This is a genomic window from bacterium, assembly GCA_035308905.1.
In the GTDB taxonomy this organism is placed as follows: domain Bacteria; phylum Sysuimicrobiota; class Sysuimicrobiia; order Sysuimicrobiales; family Segetimicrobiaceae; genus DASSJF01.
On record DATGFS010000048.1, the window covers coordinates 245,786 to 263,643 of the forward strand.

Here is a 17,858-nt window from a genome sequence, read left to right on the forward strand (position 1 = left end):
GTAAGAGGGGACAGGAGGCGCGAATGCGCCGGAGGTCCCGTAAGAGGGGGAGGGACCGCTTCCGGCATGGGAGAATAGGCGGCCCATGCCCCGCGAAATCTTCGCCGACGAGATCGAGCGGTTTCTGGAAGGGCTCGACGGCGTGTCCTCCGCGCGCGTCCTCACGGGTCCGGCGGGCGACATTTCGTACGTCTACGTGACGACTGAGAACGCCTCCGACAGCCGCGGGCTGCGCCACGGCGTTCTCGCGGCGCTGCAGTCCCGGTTCGGCATTCCGATCGACGACTGGCGGGTACGCGTCACGCAGCTGCGGGCCGGCGTGCAGCCGAACGAGATCCCGCATTTTCGCGTCGCCCGCGTCGAGGAAACGGCGACGACCGCCGACCTCGCCGTCACGGTGAAGCTGCAGTGGACGCGCGGTTCCGACGTGCGGTCTGCGACGGGCCAGGCGCGCGGGCGGGGTGGGGCGGCGCAGCGCCCCCGCGCGCTGGCCGCGGCCACGATCGCCGCGGTGCGCGACGCGCTCGACGTGCCGCACGGCGACCTGAGCCTGGACCGCGTCGGCACGGTGACGTTCCTCGACCGGCCGGTGGTGCTCGTGGCCCTCTCCGCCCGCGCGGGCCCGCCGGGGCGCGGCGCCGGCGAGCCGCAGACGTTTGTCGGGACGGCCTTCAACGACGCGGCATTCGCCGCGGGGGCGGCCGTGCCGGACGAGAGGGTCGAGCCGGCGATCACGGCCGCGCTCGATGGCGTGACCCGGTGGCTGCTGGAGGCCGCGTTCGTCGTCGAGCCGTCGCGCTCGCAGCAGCGGCGGGACCGGCTCGAGTCGATGCGCCACTTCGTACAGGACGCGGCGCCTGATCCCGGCCCCGGTCCGCGCCGGGATCCGCAGCACGGCGGGCCCGCGGCCTCCGCGGAGTTTCACGACATCGCCGCCGACGGCGGCCGCGGGGAGTCGCGGATCGCGCCGGTGCACGCGCTGCCGCCACGGCGTCTCGATGCCGTCCACGGCGGGCCCGGCCGCGTCGATCCGCCGGCCCGCGAATCCGGCCCGATTGACGGCGGTCCGCGGACCGGTCCGCGGGCGACGGGGCCGCAGGCCGGAGGCCCCGCGTCGGACGGGGCAGGAGGCGCATCTTTGGCGCTGGGCCTACGGCGTGAGCCAAAGACGCCCGCAGGCACAGGAGCGGCCGGAGGTCTTGCGTCAGACGGGGCAAAGGGGGGGATGGAGATGGCCGTGCAGCACGACACGCCGGAATCGGGATCCGGGGTACGCGCCGGGCGCGGCTCCGGCGTCGAGGACGGATTCTACCGGTCGCTGATTGTCGAACGGACGCCCGTGCACCTGCGCTGCCGCGACGGCTACGAGGTCGCCGGCGCGATCGTCCGGGACGCCGGCACCTACGCGCTGCTCATCGAGACCGCGGACGGGCTCGAGCTGTTCTTCAAGCACGCCATCATCTCGATTCGCGTCCTGTCCAAGCCGGCCGCGCAGGCATAGGAGAGCCGCGGGGTGTCGGAGCCGGCGGACCGGCGCCTCGAAGAACTGCGCGCGCGCCGCGCCCGCGCCGAGTCGGGCGGCGGGACGGAGCGGATCGCCCGGCAGCACGACGCGGGCAAACTCACCGCGCGCGAGCGCGTCGCCGACCTCCTCGATCCCGGCACCTTCGTCGAACTGGACCGCTTCGTGGCCCACCGCGCCATGGAGTTCGGCATGGACAAGACGGAGGCTCCGGGCGACGGCGTCGTCACCGGGTACGGCGCCGTCCACGGGCGGCTCGTCTACGTCTTTTCTCAGGACTTCACGGTCCTCGGCGGCTCGCTCGGAGAGGCGCACGCCGCGAAGATCTGCAAGATCATGGATCTCGCCGTGCGCAACGGCGCGCCGGTGATCGGCCTCAACGATTCCGGCGGCGCCCGCATCCAGGAGGGCGTCGCGAGCCTCGGCGGCTACGCCGAGATCTTCCTGCGCAATACGCTCGCCAGCGGCGTGGTGCCGCAGATCTCGGCCATTCTGGGGCCGTGCGCGGGCGGCGCGGTCTACTCGCCGGCGATTACGGATTTCACGATCATGGTGCGCGGGACGAGCTACATGTTCGTCACCGGGCCGCAGGTCGTCAAGACGGTGACGCGCGAGGAGGTCACCCTGGAGGACCTCGGCGGCGCGGAGGTCCATGCCGCCCGCAGCGGCGTCGCGCATTTCGTCGCGGACTCCGACGAGGACGCGCTTGCCCTGATCCGGAGGCTGCTCGCGTTTCTCCCGCAGAACAACCTCGACGAGGTGCCGCGCGCGGATGCCGCGGACGATCCGCGGCGGATGGACCCGTCGCTCGATACCCTCGTACCGGCGGATCCGAACCGGCCGTACGACATGCGCGACGTGATCACGCGCATCGTCGACCGGGGCGACTTTCTCGAAGTCCACGAGTTGTTCGCGCCGAACCTCGTGGTCGGCTTCGCGCGTCTCGGCGGCCGCTCCGTCGGCGTGGTCGCGCAGCAACCCGCGGTCCTGGCCGGCGTCCTCGATATCAACAGTTCCGTGAAAGGCGCGCGGTTCGTCCGGTTCTGCGACGCGTTCAACATCCCGCTCGTGACCTTTGTCGACGTCCCGGGGTTCCTGCCCGGCACGGCGCAGGAACACGGCGGCATCATCAAGCACGGGGCCAAGCTGCTCTACGCGTACTGCGAGGCCACGGTGCCGAAGCTCGCCGTGATCACCCGCAAGGCCTACGGCGGCGCCTACGATGTGATGTCGAGCAAGCACATCCGCGGCGACCTCAACCTGGCGTGGCCGACCGCCGAGATCGCCGTGATGGGGCCCGAAGGCGCGATCGACATCGTCTTCCGCCGCGAGCTCGACGCCGCCGCCGACCGGGAAGCGATGCGGGCCCGTCTCGCCGCGGAGTACCGCGCCAAGTTCGCGACGCCGTACGTCGCCGCGTCCCGCGGATACATCGACGACGTGATCGAGCCGCGCGAGACGCGGCCGCGTCTCATCTCCGCGCTCGAGATGCTGGCCGGGAAGCGCGACCGCAACCCGCCGCGCAAGCACGGCAACATCCCGCTGTAGCGGCCCCTCACCGGGCCGTTGCGGTCAATCGTCCCGAGTCCGCATCGCAGCCCGGCCCGCTCGACACAACGTCATAATGGCCCGATAGAGTTCTCGGCGCACCGTTCGTAACGGTCACCTCAAACGTCGATCGGACGGTCCCCTCGGGACCGTCCGCGGTGAGGACGTACGCATTGCCGCGATAGTAGCTTCCCGACACCCGCAGTTCGCCCATGCAGGCGATCCCGCGGAGTTCCATCCTTCCGGTTACTTCGGCGCCACCCCACCAGACCGGTTTGGCCGCCAAGGCCGCCGAAAAGCGTCCCTTCGCCGCGGAGCGCGCGCTTTGCCATGTTCCCGCCCAACTGCCGGCGAGACCGGTGGCGGAGGTTGGCGGCGCAGCGACGCCCGGGGCCCCGCCGGCGAGCGAGATCGAGATGACGAGGGCGCCCCCGAGGCGCCCCAGAGGCGGCACACCGCTCCGGCACCGTCGCATCGGACGCCTCCCTTCCGGCCAGGATGATCGAACGGTGTCTCTTCGGCCCGCAATTGGCGGTGATCCGGCGAGGGTCCTGTGGCGGCCCGGCCGCCCGCACTTCGCCCGGCATGACTCCGCAGCGCGCGGCGCGAACAGCCTGATCGTGAACCGCCCCGAGCGCCCGAAGAGCCGCCCCCTCCGCCGCGTGCTCGTCGCCAACCGCGGCGAGATCGCGCTGCGGGTGATCCGCGCCTGCCGCGTGAGCGGGCTTGGGGCTGTCGCGGTGTACAGCGACGCGGACCGCACGGCCGCGCACGTCGCGGCGGCCGACGAAGCCCACCGGATCGGGCCGCCGCCGGCCGCGCAGTCGTACCTCTCGGTCGGCGCGATCATCGACGCGGCGCGCACCGCCGGGGCCGACGCCGTGCACCCGGGCTACGGCTTTCTCGCCGAAAACCCGGCGCTCGCGCAGGCGTGCGCGGACGCGGGGCTGGTGTTCGTCGGGCCGCCCGCCGCGACGCTCGAGCGGTGCGGCGACAAGGCCGAGACACGGCGGGCGGCCCGCGGCGCCGGCGTCCCGATCCTTCCCGGCACCGATCCGCTCGACGACGCCGCTCTCGCACGGGAAGCCGGCCGGATCGGGTTTCCCGTGCTGCTCAAGGCCGCGGGCGGCGGCGGCGGCAAGGGCATCCATCTCGTGCGCGCGGCGGCCGACCTCGCCGACGCCGTCCGGCTCGCCCGCGGCGAGGCCCGGGGCGCCTTCGGCGACGACCGCGTCTACGTCGAGAAGTGGCTCGACCGCGCGCGGCACGTCGAGGTCCAGATCCTCGCCGACGCCGCCGGATCGCTCGTCCATCTCGGCGAGCGCGAGTGCTCGATCCAGCGGCGCCACCAGAAAGTGATCGAAGAAGCGCCGTCGCCTGCCCTCGACGCGTCCCTGCGCGACGCGATGGGGCGGGCGGCGGTCGCGGCCGCGCGCGCCGTCGGCTACGTCAACGCCGGGACGGTGGAGTTTGTCGTCAGCGGCCGCGAATTCTATTTTCTCGAGATCAACGCGCGCCTGCAGGTCGAACATCCGGTGACCGAAATGGTGACCGGCCGCGATCTGGCGTGCCTGCAGCTCGCGATCGCGGGCGGCGCGCCGCTGGGGTTCGGCCAAGACGGCGTCGCGGTGCGCGGCCACGCGATCGAGGCGAGGATTTCGGCCGAGGACCCCGACGCCGGCTTCGTGCCGTGGGTCGGGCGAGTCGGCGAGGCCGTCCTGCCCGGCGGCCCCGGGGTGCGCGTCGACGGCGCGCTCGTCGCCGGCATGGAGGTGACACGCTTCTACGATCCGATTCTGGCCAAGGTGATCGCCTGGGGCGAGACGCGGGCGGATGCGATCGCGCGCCTCGCGCAGGCGATGCGCGAGACCGTCATCACCGGAGTGCCGACCACGGTGCCGTTTCACCGCTGGGCGCTCGCGCATCCCGTCTTCCGGGAGGGCTCGTACACGACCCGATTCGTCGAGACGGAGTGGGAGAGCCGCGACCGTACTCCGCCGGATGGGGCGGCGGAGGCCGCCGCGACGCTGGCGCACCTCGCCGGGCGGGCGGTGCCGGCGCCGGTCTCGCGGGACGGGGGCGCCTGGGCGCAGGCAGCCCGGCGCGACGCGCTGTCGTGAAGACGTATCACATCCGGGTGGACGGCATCGCGCTTGAGGTCGGCATCGAGGAGACGCCCGGCGGCCTCCGCGCCGCGGTCGTTCGCCGGGGTGACGATCCCGCGGCGGCCGACGACGGTCTCCCTGTCGGGCGGCTGCGCCGCGTCGACCTCGCCGAGCTCGTGCCGGGCTGTTACTCGTTCCTGCTCGACGGCCGCTCGCACGTGCTGATCGTCGCCGCCTGGCGGCGCGGTGCCCCGATCGGCGGGCACCGCGCCGAGAGTCCGGCCTCCGGCGGAGGCGCCGGCCCCATGCATCTGCTTTTCGACGGCGCCGCGGTCGCCGCGGACGTCGGCCGGTCCCGGCGCGTCCGGATTGGCGCACCAACCGGCGGGGGGGCGGCCGGCCAAGTTCGCGCCCCCATGCCGGGGCTCGTCGTGGCCATCCAGGCTGAGCCCGGGACCGCGGTCGTGCCGGGGCAGCCGCTCATTATAATGGAGGCGATGAAAATGCAGATGGAGATCCGGGCACCGCATGCCGGGGTCGTCCGCGAGGTGCGGGTGAGCCCGGGACAGGACGTGGCGGGCAACGATCTGCTCGTAACGGTGGACTAGGGGGAATCGTCCAGGTGCCGGACGGACGCGAGGAACCCCGCGAGACGGCGTCGGGCATCCCTGTGTCCCGCGTGTACGACGAGCACGATGTCGCCGGGGTCGATCCGCGGCGCGATGTCGGCGCGCCGGGAGAATACCCGTTTACGCGCGGCATCTACCCCACGATGTATCGGGGCCGGCTTTGGACGATGCGCCAGTACGCCGGCTACGCCACGGCCGAGGAGTCCAACCGGCGATTTCGCTACCTGCTCGAGCAGGGCCAGACGGGGCTGTCGATCGCCTTCGATCTGCCGACGCAGATGGGCTACGACTCCGATCACCCGCTGGCCGAGGCGGAGGTCGGCAAAGTCGGCGTGGCCATCGACTCGCTCGCCGACATGGAGGTGCTCCTCCAGGGGATTCCGCTGGACCGCGTCAGCACCTCGATGACGATCAACGCGACCGCGGCGATTCTCCTCTGCATGTACCAGGCCGCCGCGGAGCGGCAGGGCGTTCCCCCCGACCGGATCGACGGCACCACGCAAAACGATATCCTGAAAGAGTACATTGCGCGCGGCACCTACATCTATCCGCCCGGCCCGTCGATCCGGCTCGTCACCGATACGTTCGCCTACTGCGCGGAGCGCCTGCCGCGGTGGAATCCGATCAGCATCAGCGGCTACCACATCCGGGAGGCCGGCGCGACCGCGGTGCAGGAAGTCGCCTTCACGCTCGGCAACGCGATCGCGTACCTGCGTGCCGCCCAGGATGCCGGCATGGACGCCGATCGGCTCGCGCCGCGGCTCGCGTTCTTTTTCGACGCCCAGATGGACTTCTTTGAAGAGATCGCCAAGTTTCGCGCGGCGCGGCGCCTGTGGGCGCGCACGATGCGGGAGCGGTTCGGCGCCCGCGATCCGCGGTCGTGCATGCTGCGATTTCACACCCAGACCGCGGGCGTCGCGCTGACGGCGCAGCAGCCCGACAACAACGTCGTTCGCGTGGCGATTCAGGCGCTGGCGGCGGTGCTCGGCGGCACACAGTCGCTCCACACCAACGCGCGCGACGAGGCGCTCGCGCTGCCCACCGACGAGGCGGCGCTGCTGGCGCTGCGGACCCAGCAGATCATCGCCCACGAGACCGGCGCGGGCTCCACGGTGGATCCGTTCGGCGGATCGTACTACGTCGAGGCGCTGACGGCGGAGATCGAGCGCCGCGCCGCGGACTATCTCGACCGCATCGATCAGATGGGGGGCATGCTGCCGGCGATCGAGCAGGGCTTCGTGCAGCGGGAAATCGGGGAGGCGGCGTACCGCGAGCAGCAACAGGTCGAAGCGGGCCGGCGGATCATTGTCGGCGTGAACCGGTTCCAAACCGGCGCGGAACGCATCCCGCCGATTCTCCGCGTCGATCCCTCCGTCCCCGATGGGCAGCGCGCGAGACTGCGCCGCGTGCGGGCCGAGCGGGACGGCGGCCGGGTCCGCGCGGCGCTCGGAGCGCTCGCGGATACGGCGCGCGGCCGGGAGAACCTGCTGCCTTCGATCCTGGAGTGCGTGCGCGCCTACGCCACGGTCGGCGAGATCTGCGAGACCCTCCGCGGATGCTTCGGAGTCTACCGGCCCTCGGCCGTCGTGTGAGCCGTCCCGCCCCTCGTCTCGCCCATCTCGCGATCATTGTCCGGGATCTTGACGCGCAGACGGTCGTCCCGCTTGCGGCGCTCGGCCTCGCCGTCCGGGATCGCACGGCCGTGCCCGGGGAGGGCGTAGCCGTCTCCTTTGTGCCGGTGGGAGCGGCCGAGGTCGAGCTCGTCCAGCCCCTGTCGCCCGGCGGACCGCTCGGGCAGTTTATCGACCGCCGGGGCGAGGCGATTCATCACCTCGCACTCGGTGTCCCCGATCTCGAGGCGGCGATCGCCCGCGCTACCGCCGCTGGGCTGCGCTTCGCCGGGCAGGCGCCGAGAACCGGTGCCCACGGCACCCGCATCGCCTTTGTGCACCCGTCGTCGCTTCAGGGGCTGCTGCTCGAGCTTGTAGAACTCCGTTAGGGTGTGAAGGTTTGTCGGAATAGCCTCACGGGGTTGCTGTTTGCATTGAGTCCAGTCTATATGTTATAGTCCCGACCGTAGACTGGAGTCTATAGGTTTTCGGGTTCCAGGACACCCTCCTCACGTCGCACCAGGACTCGACGCCTTGCCGGTCGGCAAGGATGTGGACTCATTTATTTTTCATGTGCGTCGCCGGGCGCGGTCCGTGCGGACCGCGGCACGAGGCGTGAGTCCGCCGAGAGGGGGGATATATGCCGCCACATTTGCTGACGCTGCCGGCTCGGGCCCCCCGCGCCGGAAGTGTCCGTCAGGCTATCCTGACGTGCCTGTTGGTTAGTCTCTTATACCCCGTCTATCTTGCGATCGACACCTGGGGCTTGCCCTTCGGTCGTACTGTTCACATCCAAGCCGACGGCCGTGAACTGACGTTCCGGTCGTTTCGCCACACGGTCGGCGATGCCGTGGAGTCTGCTCAAATTCCGCTCCAGCCTGGTGATCGGACGCTTCCCGACGTGCGGACGTTCCTCTGGCCGGGTATCGACATCAGCGTTATCCGGGCCGTCCCCGTGACCCTCCGGTTCGGTGAGACGGCGTCGTCGGTGCGGGTGGCCGCCACGTCGGTGGGTGACGCGCTGCGCGTGCTCGGCGTCACGCTTGGGCCGATCGACCGTGTCTACCCCCGTACGACCGACGCGGTCTACCCGGGGATGCAAATCACCGTCGAGCGGCGCGCATGGCGCACCTGGGTCGAACAGCGGCCCCTCGCGTATCCGTCCCGCGTCGTCGCCGACCCGCAGTTGTACAAGGGCAACCGCACGGTCCGCACCCCCGGCCGGCCAGGGGTGGATCAGCGCATCATCCAGGCGCTGTATGCGAATGGCCGTCCCGCGTCGGTGGTCCCGCGTCCGTGGACCGTCGCGCAGCCCCCTGTTCCGGAGGTCATCGCGGTGGGGACGCGCGAGATGGTCGCCTCGCGCGGCGACTTCGCCGGGCATGAGTACCTGATGCTCGAAGCCACCGCCTACTACTCGGGTCCGAACAATTTCGGCGGTGCGATCGGGCCCCGGACCGCGACCGGGCTTCTGGCTCAGCGCGGCGTGGTGGCGGTCGACCCGTCCGTGATTCCCCTCGGCAGCCGCCTCTTTATCGAGGGCTACGGCTACGCGATTGCGGGGGACACCGGCGGAGCGATTCAGGGGATGCGCATCGATCTGTGCTTCAACTCCTACGACGAGGCGATCCACTTCGGACGCCGGACGGTCAAGGCCTACATCGTCGATCGGCGCTAGCCCGGCGGCCGCGACGCCGGCCGGCGCGCGCGAGCTGCTCCGGCGGTTTGGGATCCGGCCCACCAAACGGTGGGGCCAGCACTTCCTCGTCAGCACCCGCGCGCTCGCCTCGATCCTTGCCGCGGCCGAACTGACCCGCGACGACGCGGTATTGGAAGTGGGCGCCGGGCTCGGCACCCTCACCGAGGCGTTGGCGGCGCGCGCCGGCGTCGTGACCGCGATCGAGGTGGATCGCCGGCTGGTCGAGGTGCTGCGCGCGCGGCTCGGCGGACTCCCGAACCTCCGGATCGTGCAGGGCGACGCGCTCCACGCCGATCTGCCGCCGCTCTTCGCCGGAGCGTCCGTGCGCAAGACGGTGGCGAACCTGCCGTACAATATCGCGGCGCCGCTGCTGCTTCGGCTGCTCGACCCCGCGCTGTCGATCGCGCGGCTCGTCGTCACCGTGCAGCGGGAGGTGGCCGAGCGCGTGGTCGCCCGGGCCGGCACGCCGTCGTACGGACGGCTGTCGATCGCCGTGCAGTACCGGGCCGCCCCCCGGATCGTCGCGCGCATACCGCCCGGCGCGTTCCTGCCGGCGCCGGATGTGGAGTCCGCGATCCTGGCGCTCGCGCCGCACGCGCGGCCGCCGGTCGCGGTCGAGGACGAGGCGGCCCTGTTCCGGGTGGTCGCGGCGGGGTTCGGCCACCGGCGCAAGACGCTCGCCAACGCGCTTGCGCACGGGCTCAAGATCACGCCGTCCGCCGTCGAGGCGGCGTGCCGGGCGGCCGGGGTGGATCCGCGCGCGCGGGCGGAGACGCTCGACCTCGAGGCGTTCGCGGCGCTGACGCGGGCCCTGTCGGGAACCGCCTGACTACCGGGTCGGCGGCGGGACGACCCGGTCGTCGTAGTCGCGGCCGAGCACGACCGTGAACTGGGCGCCGCCGGCGCCCACCGGGGCGCCGGCGGAGGCGATTTGCGCGATCCGCGTCGCGCCGGCAATGACGGCCGCCACGCGGACGTCCCCGCCGTGCACGATGATCGCGCTCTCCGCGGCATCGGGCGCGGACGTGACGCGCACCAGCCGAACCCCCAGCGCATCGAGCCGTGCCAACCCGTCGCCGACGGCGCCGCGGCCGGCGCCGGAGGTGACGACCTCGACCGTGGCCTGCGCGAGATCCGCGGCGTCCATCCCGTAGAACATCCGCGCCACGGCCGCGCGGTCCTCGGCCGGAACCGGCAGCCAATCGGCCGCGCCGAACCGTCCCGGCAGCGTTTCCCGGTCGAGCGTGCCTTTGGGCAGACGCGCGCTGAACCAGCCGAGCGCGATCAGCTGCTCGGGCCGGAGGTTGGTGTTGATGTCTTCCCCGAACACCCGCAGAATGCGGCCGGCGTGAAAAACGACCTGCGGGCGCCGCAGCTCCGTGATCAATGCGTCTGCGACCTGCTGCTGGCGCGTGATGCGGCCGATGTCGCCGAGCGCGTCGTGCCGGAAGCGCGCGTATTCGATCGCCGCCTTTCCGCCCAGCCGGCGGTTCCCCTTCTTCAGATGGATATGCAGGCCGTCCCAGTTGTCGTCGTAATTGAGGTCTTTGTCGATGCGGACGGTGACGCCGCCCACGGCGTCGATCAGATGCACGTAGCCTCGCGTCTGGAGCGTAATGTAGTAGGGGAACGCAACCCCGGTGAAGTTCTCGACGGTGCGCCGCGCCAGCGCTTCTCTGCCGTACGCGTACGCCGCGTTGATCTTGTCGGTGCCGTGCCCCGGGATTGCCGCGCGGGTGTCGCGCGGAATGCTGAGGAGGTGGACCTGCCCGCCGGCAGGATCGAAGCTTACGGCGATGAGCGTGTCGGTGCGGCTGACGGGATACACGACGTTCGGATTCTGGTCGCTGACGGTCCGGTCGAGCCCCATGACGAGGACGTTCGTTCGTCCGGTCACGCGGAACGGCCATGCGAACGTCGGCCCTGAAGGCTGCGCATGCAGGGCGGCGATGACGATGCCGGCGACGAGGACGGCGGCGAAGGTGATGAGGACGGCACGGAGGGCGCCCGAGGCGATGCGCGCCCAGAGCGACCGCGGCGACCGGCGGGACCGGGCCGGCGGCGGCGTGCCCGGCGGCGAACCGTCCGGGGTCTCGGGGACCGGGGGGGACTGTGTAGACATGCTCACCATACTAGGCGCCGGACGGGCGCCGTTTCAAGGCCTGTGTTCTATACTCCGCTCAGGCCCGGCGGGTTCCTAATGGGGCCGCCGGCAGGCCCGCGAAAGACGAAAGGAACGTTAACGTTCTGGGAAGGAACGATAATGAGAGGGGCGAAGTGGTAGCGCACAGAATTGACCGTCCCTGGTACGGGGTGACGGATGCGAGGTTCACGCACAGCACCGATTGCCACGAACGTCTCGTTCGTGGGGCAACCCGCGGAACCGCCATGTGGCGGACCGCGGGTTGTGTGTTAGTAGCGCCTGTTACGTGGAGGAGGCTGCCGCGGTGAAGGAACTGCACCTCAACGCGTACGCCAAGATCAATCTCACGCTTGACGTGCTCGGCGACCGTCCGGACGGATACCACGACATCGAGACGATTCTGCACACCGTTGAACTCCACGACTCGATCACGCTCCGCGAGAACGGTGAGACGATCACCGTGCGGTGCGCCAGTCCGGACGTGCCCGCGGACACGCAGAACATCGTCCATCGCGCGGCGTCGCTGCTCAAGGACACGTTCCACGTGCCGCGCGGCGTCGAGGTCGAGTTGACCAAATGCATTCCGATCGCGTCCGGGCTGGGCGGCGGGTCGAGCGACGCCGCGGTCACGCTGCTCGGTCTCGCGCAGATGTGGAAGCTGCGGCTCGGGGAGCGGCAACTGTTGGATCTCGCCGGGCAGATCGGCTCGGACGTGCCGTTCTTCCTCGCAGGCGGCGCCGCCCTCGCGATGGGGCGGGGGGAGCGCATCCGGGTGCTGCGGCCGCTGCCGACCACCTGGGTTGTGCTCGCGCGTCCGCCGCTGCAAGTTCCGACCGAGTGGGCCTACCGCGAGCTCAACCACGACACGCCGCGGCGGCGGCCCGACACGGGCGCGGTCCTGCGCGCGCTGGACGCCGAGAATCCCGCGGAGGTCGGCCGCCTGCTCTGCAACGTGTTCGAAGATGTCGTCGAAACGCATCATCCGGCGGTCCGAGCTCTTCGGGAGCGCATGACGGCGCAGCATCCGCTCGGCGTCTCCATGTCGGGCACCGGACCCGTTCTGTTCGCGCTCGCGGCCAAAGAATCGGAGGCGCGCAGCCTCGGCGAGGCTCTCGCGGGGGAGGCCGGGTACGAGGTCTTCGTAACGCGGACCTTCGCCGAAGAACGGTAACGGCTGGGGTGCCGCCCGGCGGGGGCAGCCCGGCCGCCTTGCCCCGCGAGGACGGGGTTGATGCGGTCGTGCTCGCCGGCGGTCCGCCGGACGCGGCGCTGACCGGCGGGGTTTCACCGAAGGCATTTGCCATGGTCGGCTCTTCGACCATGGTCGAGCGTGTCATCGCGGCGCTCCGTGGTGTCCCGCAGATCCGCCGCATCGCCGTCGTGGGCCCCGATCCGCTGCCCCCTGCCGTGGCCGCCGCGGCGACGCTCGCGGTTCCCGCGGCGGGGAGACTCCTCGATAATCTCTCCGCGGGCCTTGCCGCGCTCGAGCAGGACGCGCCGCGCGGCGCCGTGCCCGTGCTCGTGGCGGCCGCGGACGTGCCGCTCTTGACGGCCGCCGCGGTGGCAGAATTTCTCCAGGCCGCGCAGGCCTCGGGCGCCGACGCCGCCTACGCGGTCGTTCCCCGGGACGTGGTCGCCCGCGCGGCGCCCGGCGTGCGCAAGACGTTCGTGCGCCTGGCGGACGGAGAGTTCACGGGCGGCAGCCTCGTGCTGCTGCGTCCCGGAGCCTTTGCCCGCGCCCGGCCCGTGATCGAGCGCGCGGTGCGGGCGCGCAAGCGTCCATGGGACCTGGCGCGGCTGTTCGGTCTCGCCACGCTCGCCGGGCTCGCGACAGGCCGGCTTCGGATCGCGGCGCTCGAGCGGCGGGCGGAGACCCTCGCCGGGCTGCGGGCCCGCGCCGTCGTGTGCCGCGACGCCGGTGTGGCCCTGGACGTCGATACCCCCGAGATGCTCGCGCTCGTCCGGCAGCGCCTCGCCTCCGCCCCCGACCGGGCGGCCGGGCACCCCGCGTCGCGCGGAGCGGCGGGAGAGGTCTCGTGAGGCGCCTGCGCCGCGGGGACCGCATGGTCTTGATTGCACAGCGCCTTTTTCAGGAGCCGCACAAGGTCTTTCCGCTCAGCACGTTCACGGAGTCGCTCGGCGCCGCGAAGTCGACGATCAGCGAGGACCTGTCGGCTCTGCGCGCGTTGTGTGAAGAGTTCCAGCTGGGCCGAATCGAGACCCTCGCCGGCGCCGCGGGCGGCGTGCGCTACACGCCGTTGTGCACGCCGGCGCAAATCGCCGCGATCGCGGAGGATCTCGCCGCGCGGCTGCGCCAGCCGTCCCGCATCCTCCCCGGCGGCTTCCTGTACATGACCGACCTGCTCTCGCTGCCGTCGGTGACGTCCCGGCTCGGCGACGTCTTCGCGACGTTCTTCGCCGACCGGCGTCCGGGCGTGGTGCTGGCGATGGAGGTCAAGGGCATCGCGCTCGCGCTCATGACCGCGCGCGCGTTCAACGTGCCGCTGGTGACGATTCGCCGCGGCGGCCGCGCGATGGAAGGCGCCGAAGGCGCGTCGGTCACGGTGAACTACGTCTCGGGCTCGTCGCGCGCGGTGCAGCCGATGACGCTGCCGCTTCGCGCCGTGGCCCCCGGCGCGCGCGCCCTGTTCATCGACGATTTTCTGCGCGGCGGCGGGACCGCGCGCGGCGTGCACGATCTGATGCGGGAGTGCCGCGCCGAAGTCGTCGGGATCGGCGTGTTGATCGAGACGAGCCAGCCCCGCGAGAAACTCGTGGACGAGTACGTCGCACTGCTCACGTTCGACGGCGTCGACGAGGCGGCCGGCGTCGTGCGGATCAATCCGAGCCGCCGGGCCCTCCACCGGGTATCCGCGGCCGCGTCCGGGGACCCCACGGCCGGCTCGGGGCCTGCGGCGCACGCCCGGGGCGCGCCGGCCAGCATGAAACTGAAGCCGCCGGCCGCCGTGCCGCCCAAACCGGCCGAACGGTCCTGACGCCCGGGGTTCCGTTCTGACGTCCGGGGTCCGCGGGGACGCAGCCGCTGCGGCCGACGAGCTCATCGAAGCCGGTCTCGTGGCTGCCGCGGCCGCTTACGTGCGGCAGGGGGGCGGTGAGGTCCACGAGGAATCCGCGCTGACCTGGCTCTCCACCGGAACCCGCATTCCGTTTTACAACGGCGTGGTGCGAACGCGCCTCTCCGACCAGGATGCCGACCGCGTCATCGACGCCGTGGTCGCCGAATTTCAGGCGCGCGGGTGGCTCACGGGATGGTGGGTCATGCCTCCGAGCCGCCCGGCCGACCTCGCGGCGAGGCTCGCGGCCCGCGGCTTCACGTCGTGGACGGGAGATCTCGGCATGGCCGCGGACCTTGCGGGGGTGCCCGAGACCGTGCCGCTGCCGCCGGACGTCACGATCGAACGAGTGCGCACCATGGCGGCGCTCGAAGACTGGCTGCGGGCATTCGGCGCAGGGTTCGGCGTTCCTGAGTGGGGCCTCGCGATGTATCGCCGGCTGCCGCTCGGCGTTCCGCCGGCCGAGTCGCGGTTTCGCTTTTATCTCGCGCGTTCCGGCGGCGCCCCCGTGGCCACGTCGATGTGGTTTCCGGCCGAGCGTGCCGCCGTGCTCGATGAGATCGCCACGATCCCGGGGATGCGGCGGCGCGGCATCGGGACCGCGGTCACCCATGCCGCGCTTCAGGACGCGCGCCTGGCGGGATACGACACCGCCGTGCTGGTCGCGTCGGAGGCCGGCACGCCGGTGTACCAGCGGCTCGGCTTCCAGGCCCACGGGCGCCGTCAGATCTATCTCCGGGCGACCTCCCCGCGATAAGACACCGGCCAGGCCCCGCGCGTGCGAGCCGTTCTTCGCCCTTGACATTTTGCTAACATCGTTAGATTATTTGATTGAGGTGAGATTCAATCATGGGTGTACGCGAGCGGCGGCAGCGGGAACGTCAGGAGCTTCGCCGGGCGATCCTGGACACGGCGCGTGAGATCGCGGCGGCGGAGGGCTGGGCGGCGGTCACGATCCGGCGGGTGGCCGAGAAGATCGAGTACAGCCCCCCCGTTCTCTACGAGCACTTCAGCAGCAAGGAAGAGATCGTGGTCGAGCTGCTCCGCGAGGGCTTCCGCCGCATGCTCGCGGAGATGCGCGCGGCGCGGGACGCGCGCAAAGATCCGGTCGAATCGCTCCTCGCGATCGGGCGGGCGTACTGGTCCTTCTCGGTTGCCCACCCGGAGATGCACCTCGGGATGCACGGTGAGACGGCCTTTGAGGCCTGTATGGTGCGGCCGTACATGGCGGGGGCGAAGAACGGCCAGGACTCGCCCGCGCCGCCGCCGCGTCATCACCCGTTCGAGGAAGTCCACGACCGCAAAGAGTGGGACGAATTTTTCCGGTCGCGCTCGGCAAAGATCCCCGCGGACGAGCCGTTCCCCGAGACGCGGGAGATCTTCCTGACCGTGCGCGACGCCGTGGAACGTGCCCTCGGCGCCCGCGCCGGCGACCTGGAGAGCCTGTCGTGGAAGGTCGTGACCCTGTGGGGGTCGACCCACGGCATCGTGACACTGGCGATCGCGGGGCTCATTCCAAACGGCCGTGACGCGGGCGGCCGTCTGGTCGAGAAAATGCATCGCGACCTGCTGGCCGCGTGGCGCGCGGAAATCAAGCCGTGGCGCCCGGGCGCCGGCCGCGGGACCCCGCGGACGAAATCGCGGGCGCGATGACCTTGTCGATCGGATGAGCAATATGCGCCGCTCCGGGCCAAAAGCCCTCGGGCGCGACGGGATGGGGGAACCGGACATGCGGACGCGGGTCGTAATCGTGGGGATCGTCTTGATGGCCGCCCTGGCGTTGTCCATGGTGGTCCGGGGCATGGGGCGGCCCGTTCCCTCCAAACCGGGGGCCGCGGCGCCCGATGTCGCGCCCGTGACCGTCGTCGCGGCGACATCCGGCGACGTCGTGGTCCGCGTGCTCGCGACGGGGACGATCACGAGCATCCGCGACGCGAAGCTCGGGTCCAAGCTGTCGGGCCGCGTCGCCGCGGTGCTCGTCGAGGAAGGCGACCGCGTCGCCGCCGGCGCGCCGCTCGTGCGTTTGGACACGAGCGATCTGCTCGCCCAGCGCGCGCAGGCGCAGGCCAGCGCGGCGGCGGCGCAGGCGCAGCTGCAGAAGGTGCTCACCGGCGCCCGTCCGGAGGAGCGGCAGCAGACCGCGGACGCCGTGCAGCAGGCGCGGGCCAACCTGGACTCGGCGCAGGCATCGGTGCGGTGGGCGCAGATGACCGTGGATCGCGACCGCGCGCTGCAGACGCAGGGCGCGATTGCCCAGCAGGACCTCGACCAGGCCATGACACAGCTGCGGGTGGCGCAGGCGCAGGCCGCGCAGGCGCAGGCCGCGTACGACTCCGCGGTGCAGAACGCCTCGCTCGTCCGCATCGGTGCCCGCGACGAAGACATTCAGGCCGCGCGGGCGCAGGCGGCTCAGGCACAGGCAGCCCTGGCCGCGATCGACGTCCAGCTGCGCGACGCGACGATTCGGGCGCCCTTCGCCGGCACGATCACGAAGCGCGATGTGGAGCCGGGGCAGATCGTCTCGCCGGCGACGACGTCCACGAACCCGCTGTTGGTGCTGAGCCAGGTCGACGACGTCTACGCCGAGTTCGTCGTGCCCGCGCAGCACCGCTTCGAGCTGCAGCCCGGCCAGACCGCGCTCCTCGGTGTCGACGGGCTTCCGGGACAGACCTTTCAGGGGAGAGTCGAGCTGGTCCGGCCCGCGGCCGACGCGCCGAGCCGAACGTTCGGCGTGCGCATCCTGGTGCACAACGTGAACGGGGCGCTGCGCCCGGGGATGTTCGCGCGCGGCGCGATTACCACGGGCGTCCGGCATCAAGTGCTGCAGATTCCGGAAGGCGCCGTCGTCACGGCGGCTTCGGGCCCGATGGTGTTCCTCGTCCGCGACGGCCGGGCGGTCCGTCGCCCGGTGACCGTCGGCGCGCACCACGACGGCATGGTCGACGTGGCGGCCGGCCTCGCCGCGGGCGAGACGGTGGTTGTTCAGGGGCAGGACGCCCTCACGGATAACCAGCCCGTCTCGGTCCGCCGGTAACCGGTAAGAGGAGGGCGCCCCGATGCAGTGGATCGCCGGTCTGTCCGTCCGCCGTCCCGTTCTGGCCGCGGTCATCATCCTCGCGATGGTGTTCCTCGGCGCGTTCTCCTACGCGGGCCTCAAAGTCGAGCGCTTCCCGAACGTCGACATCCCGTTCGTCATCGTCACGGTCGTCGATCCCGGCGCGTCGCCGGAAGAGATTGAGACCGACGTTACCAACAAGATCGAAGACGCGGTGAGCTCGATCAGCGGCATCGACCACACCCAGTCGACGTCGGCCGAAGGCATCTCCATCGTGGCGATCCAGTTCGTCCTGGAGAAGAGCATCGACGTCGCGGCCCAGGACGTCCAGAACAAGATCAACGGGATCCCCGATCTTCCCGCCGGCATCGACCCGCCGACCGTGTTGAAGTTCGACCCGAGCGCGATTCCGATCATGACGGTCGCGCTCTCGGCGAACCGGCCGGTCCGGGATCTCTCCGAGTACGCGGACA

Annotated in this window: 16 protein-coding genes; 15 read left to right on the top strand and 1 reads right to left on the bottom strand. The window is 71.3% G+C overall.

The window, feature by feature from the left end; translation table 11 throughout:
* Positions 1-85 precede the first annotated feature (85 nt).
* The 8 genes from VKT83_15280 to rsmA all read left to right on the top strand — a co-directional run bounded on the left by VKT83_15280 (position 86) and on the right by rsmA (position 9,942).
* On the top strand, positions 86-1,501 hold the full coding sequence (locus VKT83_15280; protein HLY23826.1) for a hypothetical protein: 1,416 nt from the start codon (positions 86-88) through the stop codon (positions 1,499-1,501).
* A 12-nt stretch (positions 1,502-1,513) separates the two neighbouring features.
* Positions 1,514-3,070, top strand: a complete 1,557-nt coding sequence (locus VKT83_15285; GenBank protein HLY23827.1) for a carboxyl transferase domain-containing protein — start codon at positions 1,514-1,516, stop codon at positions 3,068-3,070.
* A gap of 620 nt (positions 3,071-3,690) precedes the next feature.
* On the top strand, positions 3,691-5,190 hold the full coding sequence (locus VKT83_15290) for a biotin carboxylase N-terminal domain-containing protein (GenBank protein ID HLY23828.1): 1,500 nt from the start codon (positions 3,691-3,693) through the stop codon (positions 5,188-5,190).
* The gene (locus VKT83_15295; protein HLY23829.1) at positions 5,187-5,783 is read left to right on the top strand and encodes a biotin/lipoyl-containing protein; all 597 of its coding nucleotides are present in this window, start codon (positions 5,187-5,189) and stop codon (positions 5,781-5,783) included. The genes VKT83_15290 and VKT83_15295 overlap by 4 nt, the downstream gene beginning before the upstream one ends.
* Positions 5,784-5,788: 5 nt before the next feature.
* A complete protein-coding gene (locus tag VKT83_15300) occupies positions 5,789-7,396 on the top strand; it encodes a methylmalonyl-CoA mutase family protein (protein ID HLY23830.1) in 1,608 nt (535 codons plus the stop codon).
* Positions 7,393-7,803 (top strand): VOC family protein, encoded by a 411-nt coding sequence (locus VKT83_15305; protein ID HLY23831.1) that lies wholly within the window; start codon positions 7,393-7,395, stop codon positions 7,801-7,803. The genes VKT83_15300 and VKT83_15305 overlap by 4 nt, the downstream gene beginning before the upstream one ends.
* Before the next feature lie 512 nt (positions 7,804-8,315).
* A complete protein-coding gene (locus VKT83_15310; protein ID HLY23832.1) occupies positions 8,316-9,092 on the top strand; it encodes a 3D domain-containing protein in 777 nt (258 codons plus the stop codon).
* 52 nt (positions 9,093-9,144) lie between these two features.
* Complete coding sequence (gene rsmA, locus VKT83_15315; protein HLY23833.1) at positions 9,145-9,942, top strand: 16S rRNA (adenine(1518)-N(6)/adenine(1519)-N(6))-dimethyltransferase RsmA; 798 nt, start codon at positions 9,145-9,147, stop codon at positions 9,940-9,942.
* Here the strand turns inward: rsmA and VKT83_15320 are convergent, their stop codons facing one another.
* Entirely contained in the window at positions 9,943-11,235 is a 1,293-nt protein-coding gene (locus tag VKT83_15320) for an LCP family protein (GenBank protein ID HLY23834.1), read from the bottom strand.
* A gap of 325 nt (positions 11,236-11,560) precedes the next feature.
* Between VKT83_15320 and ispE the strand changes: the two genes are divergently transcribed.
* The 7 genes from ispE to VKT83_15355 all read left to right on the top strand — a co-directional run.
* Positions 11,561-12,427: a 4-(cytidine 5'-diphospho)-2-C-methyl-D-erythritol kinase gene (gene ispE / locus VKT83_15325; GenBank protein HLY23835.1), complete on the top strand. Its 867-nt coding sequence runs from the start codon at positions 11,561-11,563 to the stop codon at positions 12,425-12,427.
* Between the two features lie 8 nt (positions 12,428-12,435).
* Entirely contained in the window at positions 12,436-13,296 is an 861-nt protein-coding gene (locus VKT83_15330; protein ID HLY23836.1) for an NTP transferase domain-containing protein, read from the top strand.
* Positions 13,293-14,252 (top strand): pur operon repressor, encoded by a 960-nt coding sequence (gene purR, locus VKT83_15335; GenBank protein ID HLY23837.1) that lies wholly within the window; start codon positions 13,293-13,295, stop codon positions 14,250-14,252. Before VKT83_15330 ends, purR begins: the two co-directional genes overlap by 4 nt.
* Before the next feature lie 79 nt (positions 14,253-14,331).
* Positions 14,332-15,087 carry a GNAT family N-acetyltransferase gene (locus tag VKT83_15340; protein ID HLY23838.1) on the top strand — a complete coding sequence of 252 codons (756 nt, stop codon included), beginning with the start codon at positions 14,332-14,334 and terminating at the stop codon, positions 15,085-15,087.
* Between the two features lie 92 nt (positions 15,088-15,179).
* Entirely contained in the window at positions 15,180-15,983 is an 804-nt protein-coding gene (locus VKT83_15345) for a helix-turn-helix domain-containing protein (protein HLY23839.1), read from the top strand.
* Between the two features lie 76 nt (positions 15,984-16,059).
* Positions 16,060-17,364 carry an efflux RND transporter periplasmic adaptor subunit gene (locus VKT83_15350; protein ID HLY23840.1) on the top strand — a complete coding sequence of 435 codons (1,305 nt, stop codon included), beginning with the start codon at positions 16,060-16,062 and terminating at the stop codon, positions 17,362-17,364.
* 22 nt (positions 17,365-17,386) lie between these two features.
* A partial coding sequence (locus VKT83_15355; protein ID HLY23841.1) for an efflux RND transporter permease subunit occupies positions 17,387-17,858 on the top strand: 472 nt, incomplete at its 3' end.

Coding starts and splice junctions, on each gene's coding strand:
- VKT83_15345 (HLY23839.1), top strand. CDS start 15,180: ATGGGTGTACGCGAGCGGCGGCAGCGGGAACGTCAGGAGCTTCGCCGG.
- VKT83_15280 (HLY23826.1), top strand. CDS start 86: ATGCCCCGCGAAATCTTCGCCGACGAGATCGAGCGGTTTCTGGAAGGG.
- VKT83_15350 (HLY23840.1), top strand. CDS start 16,060: ATGCGGACGCGGGTCGTAATCGTGGGGATCGTCTTGATGGCCGCCCTG.
- VKT83_15320 (HLY23834.1), bottom strand. CDS start 11,235: ATGTCTACACAGTCCCCCCCGGTCCCCGAGACCCCGGACGGTTCGCCG.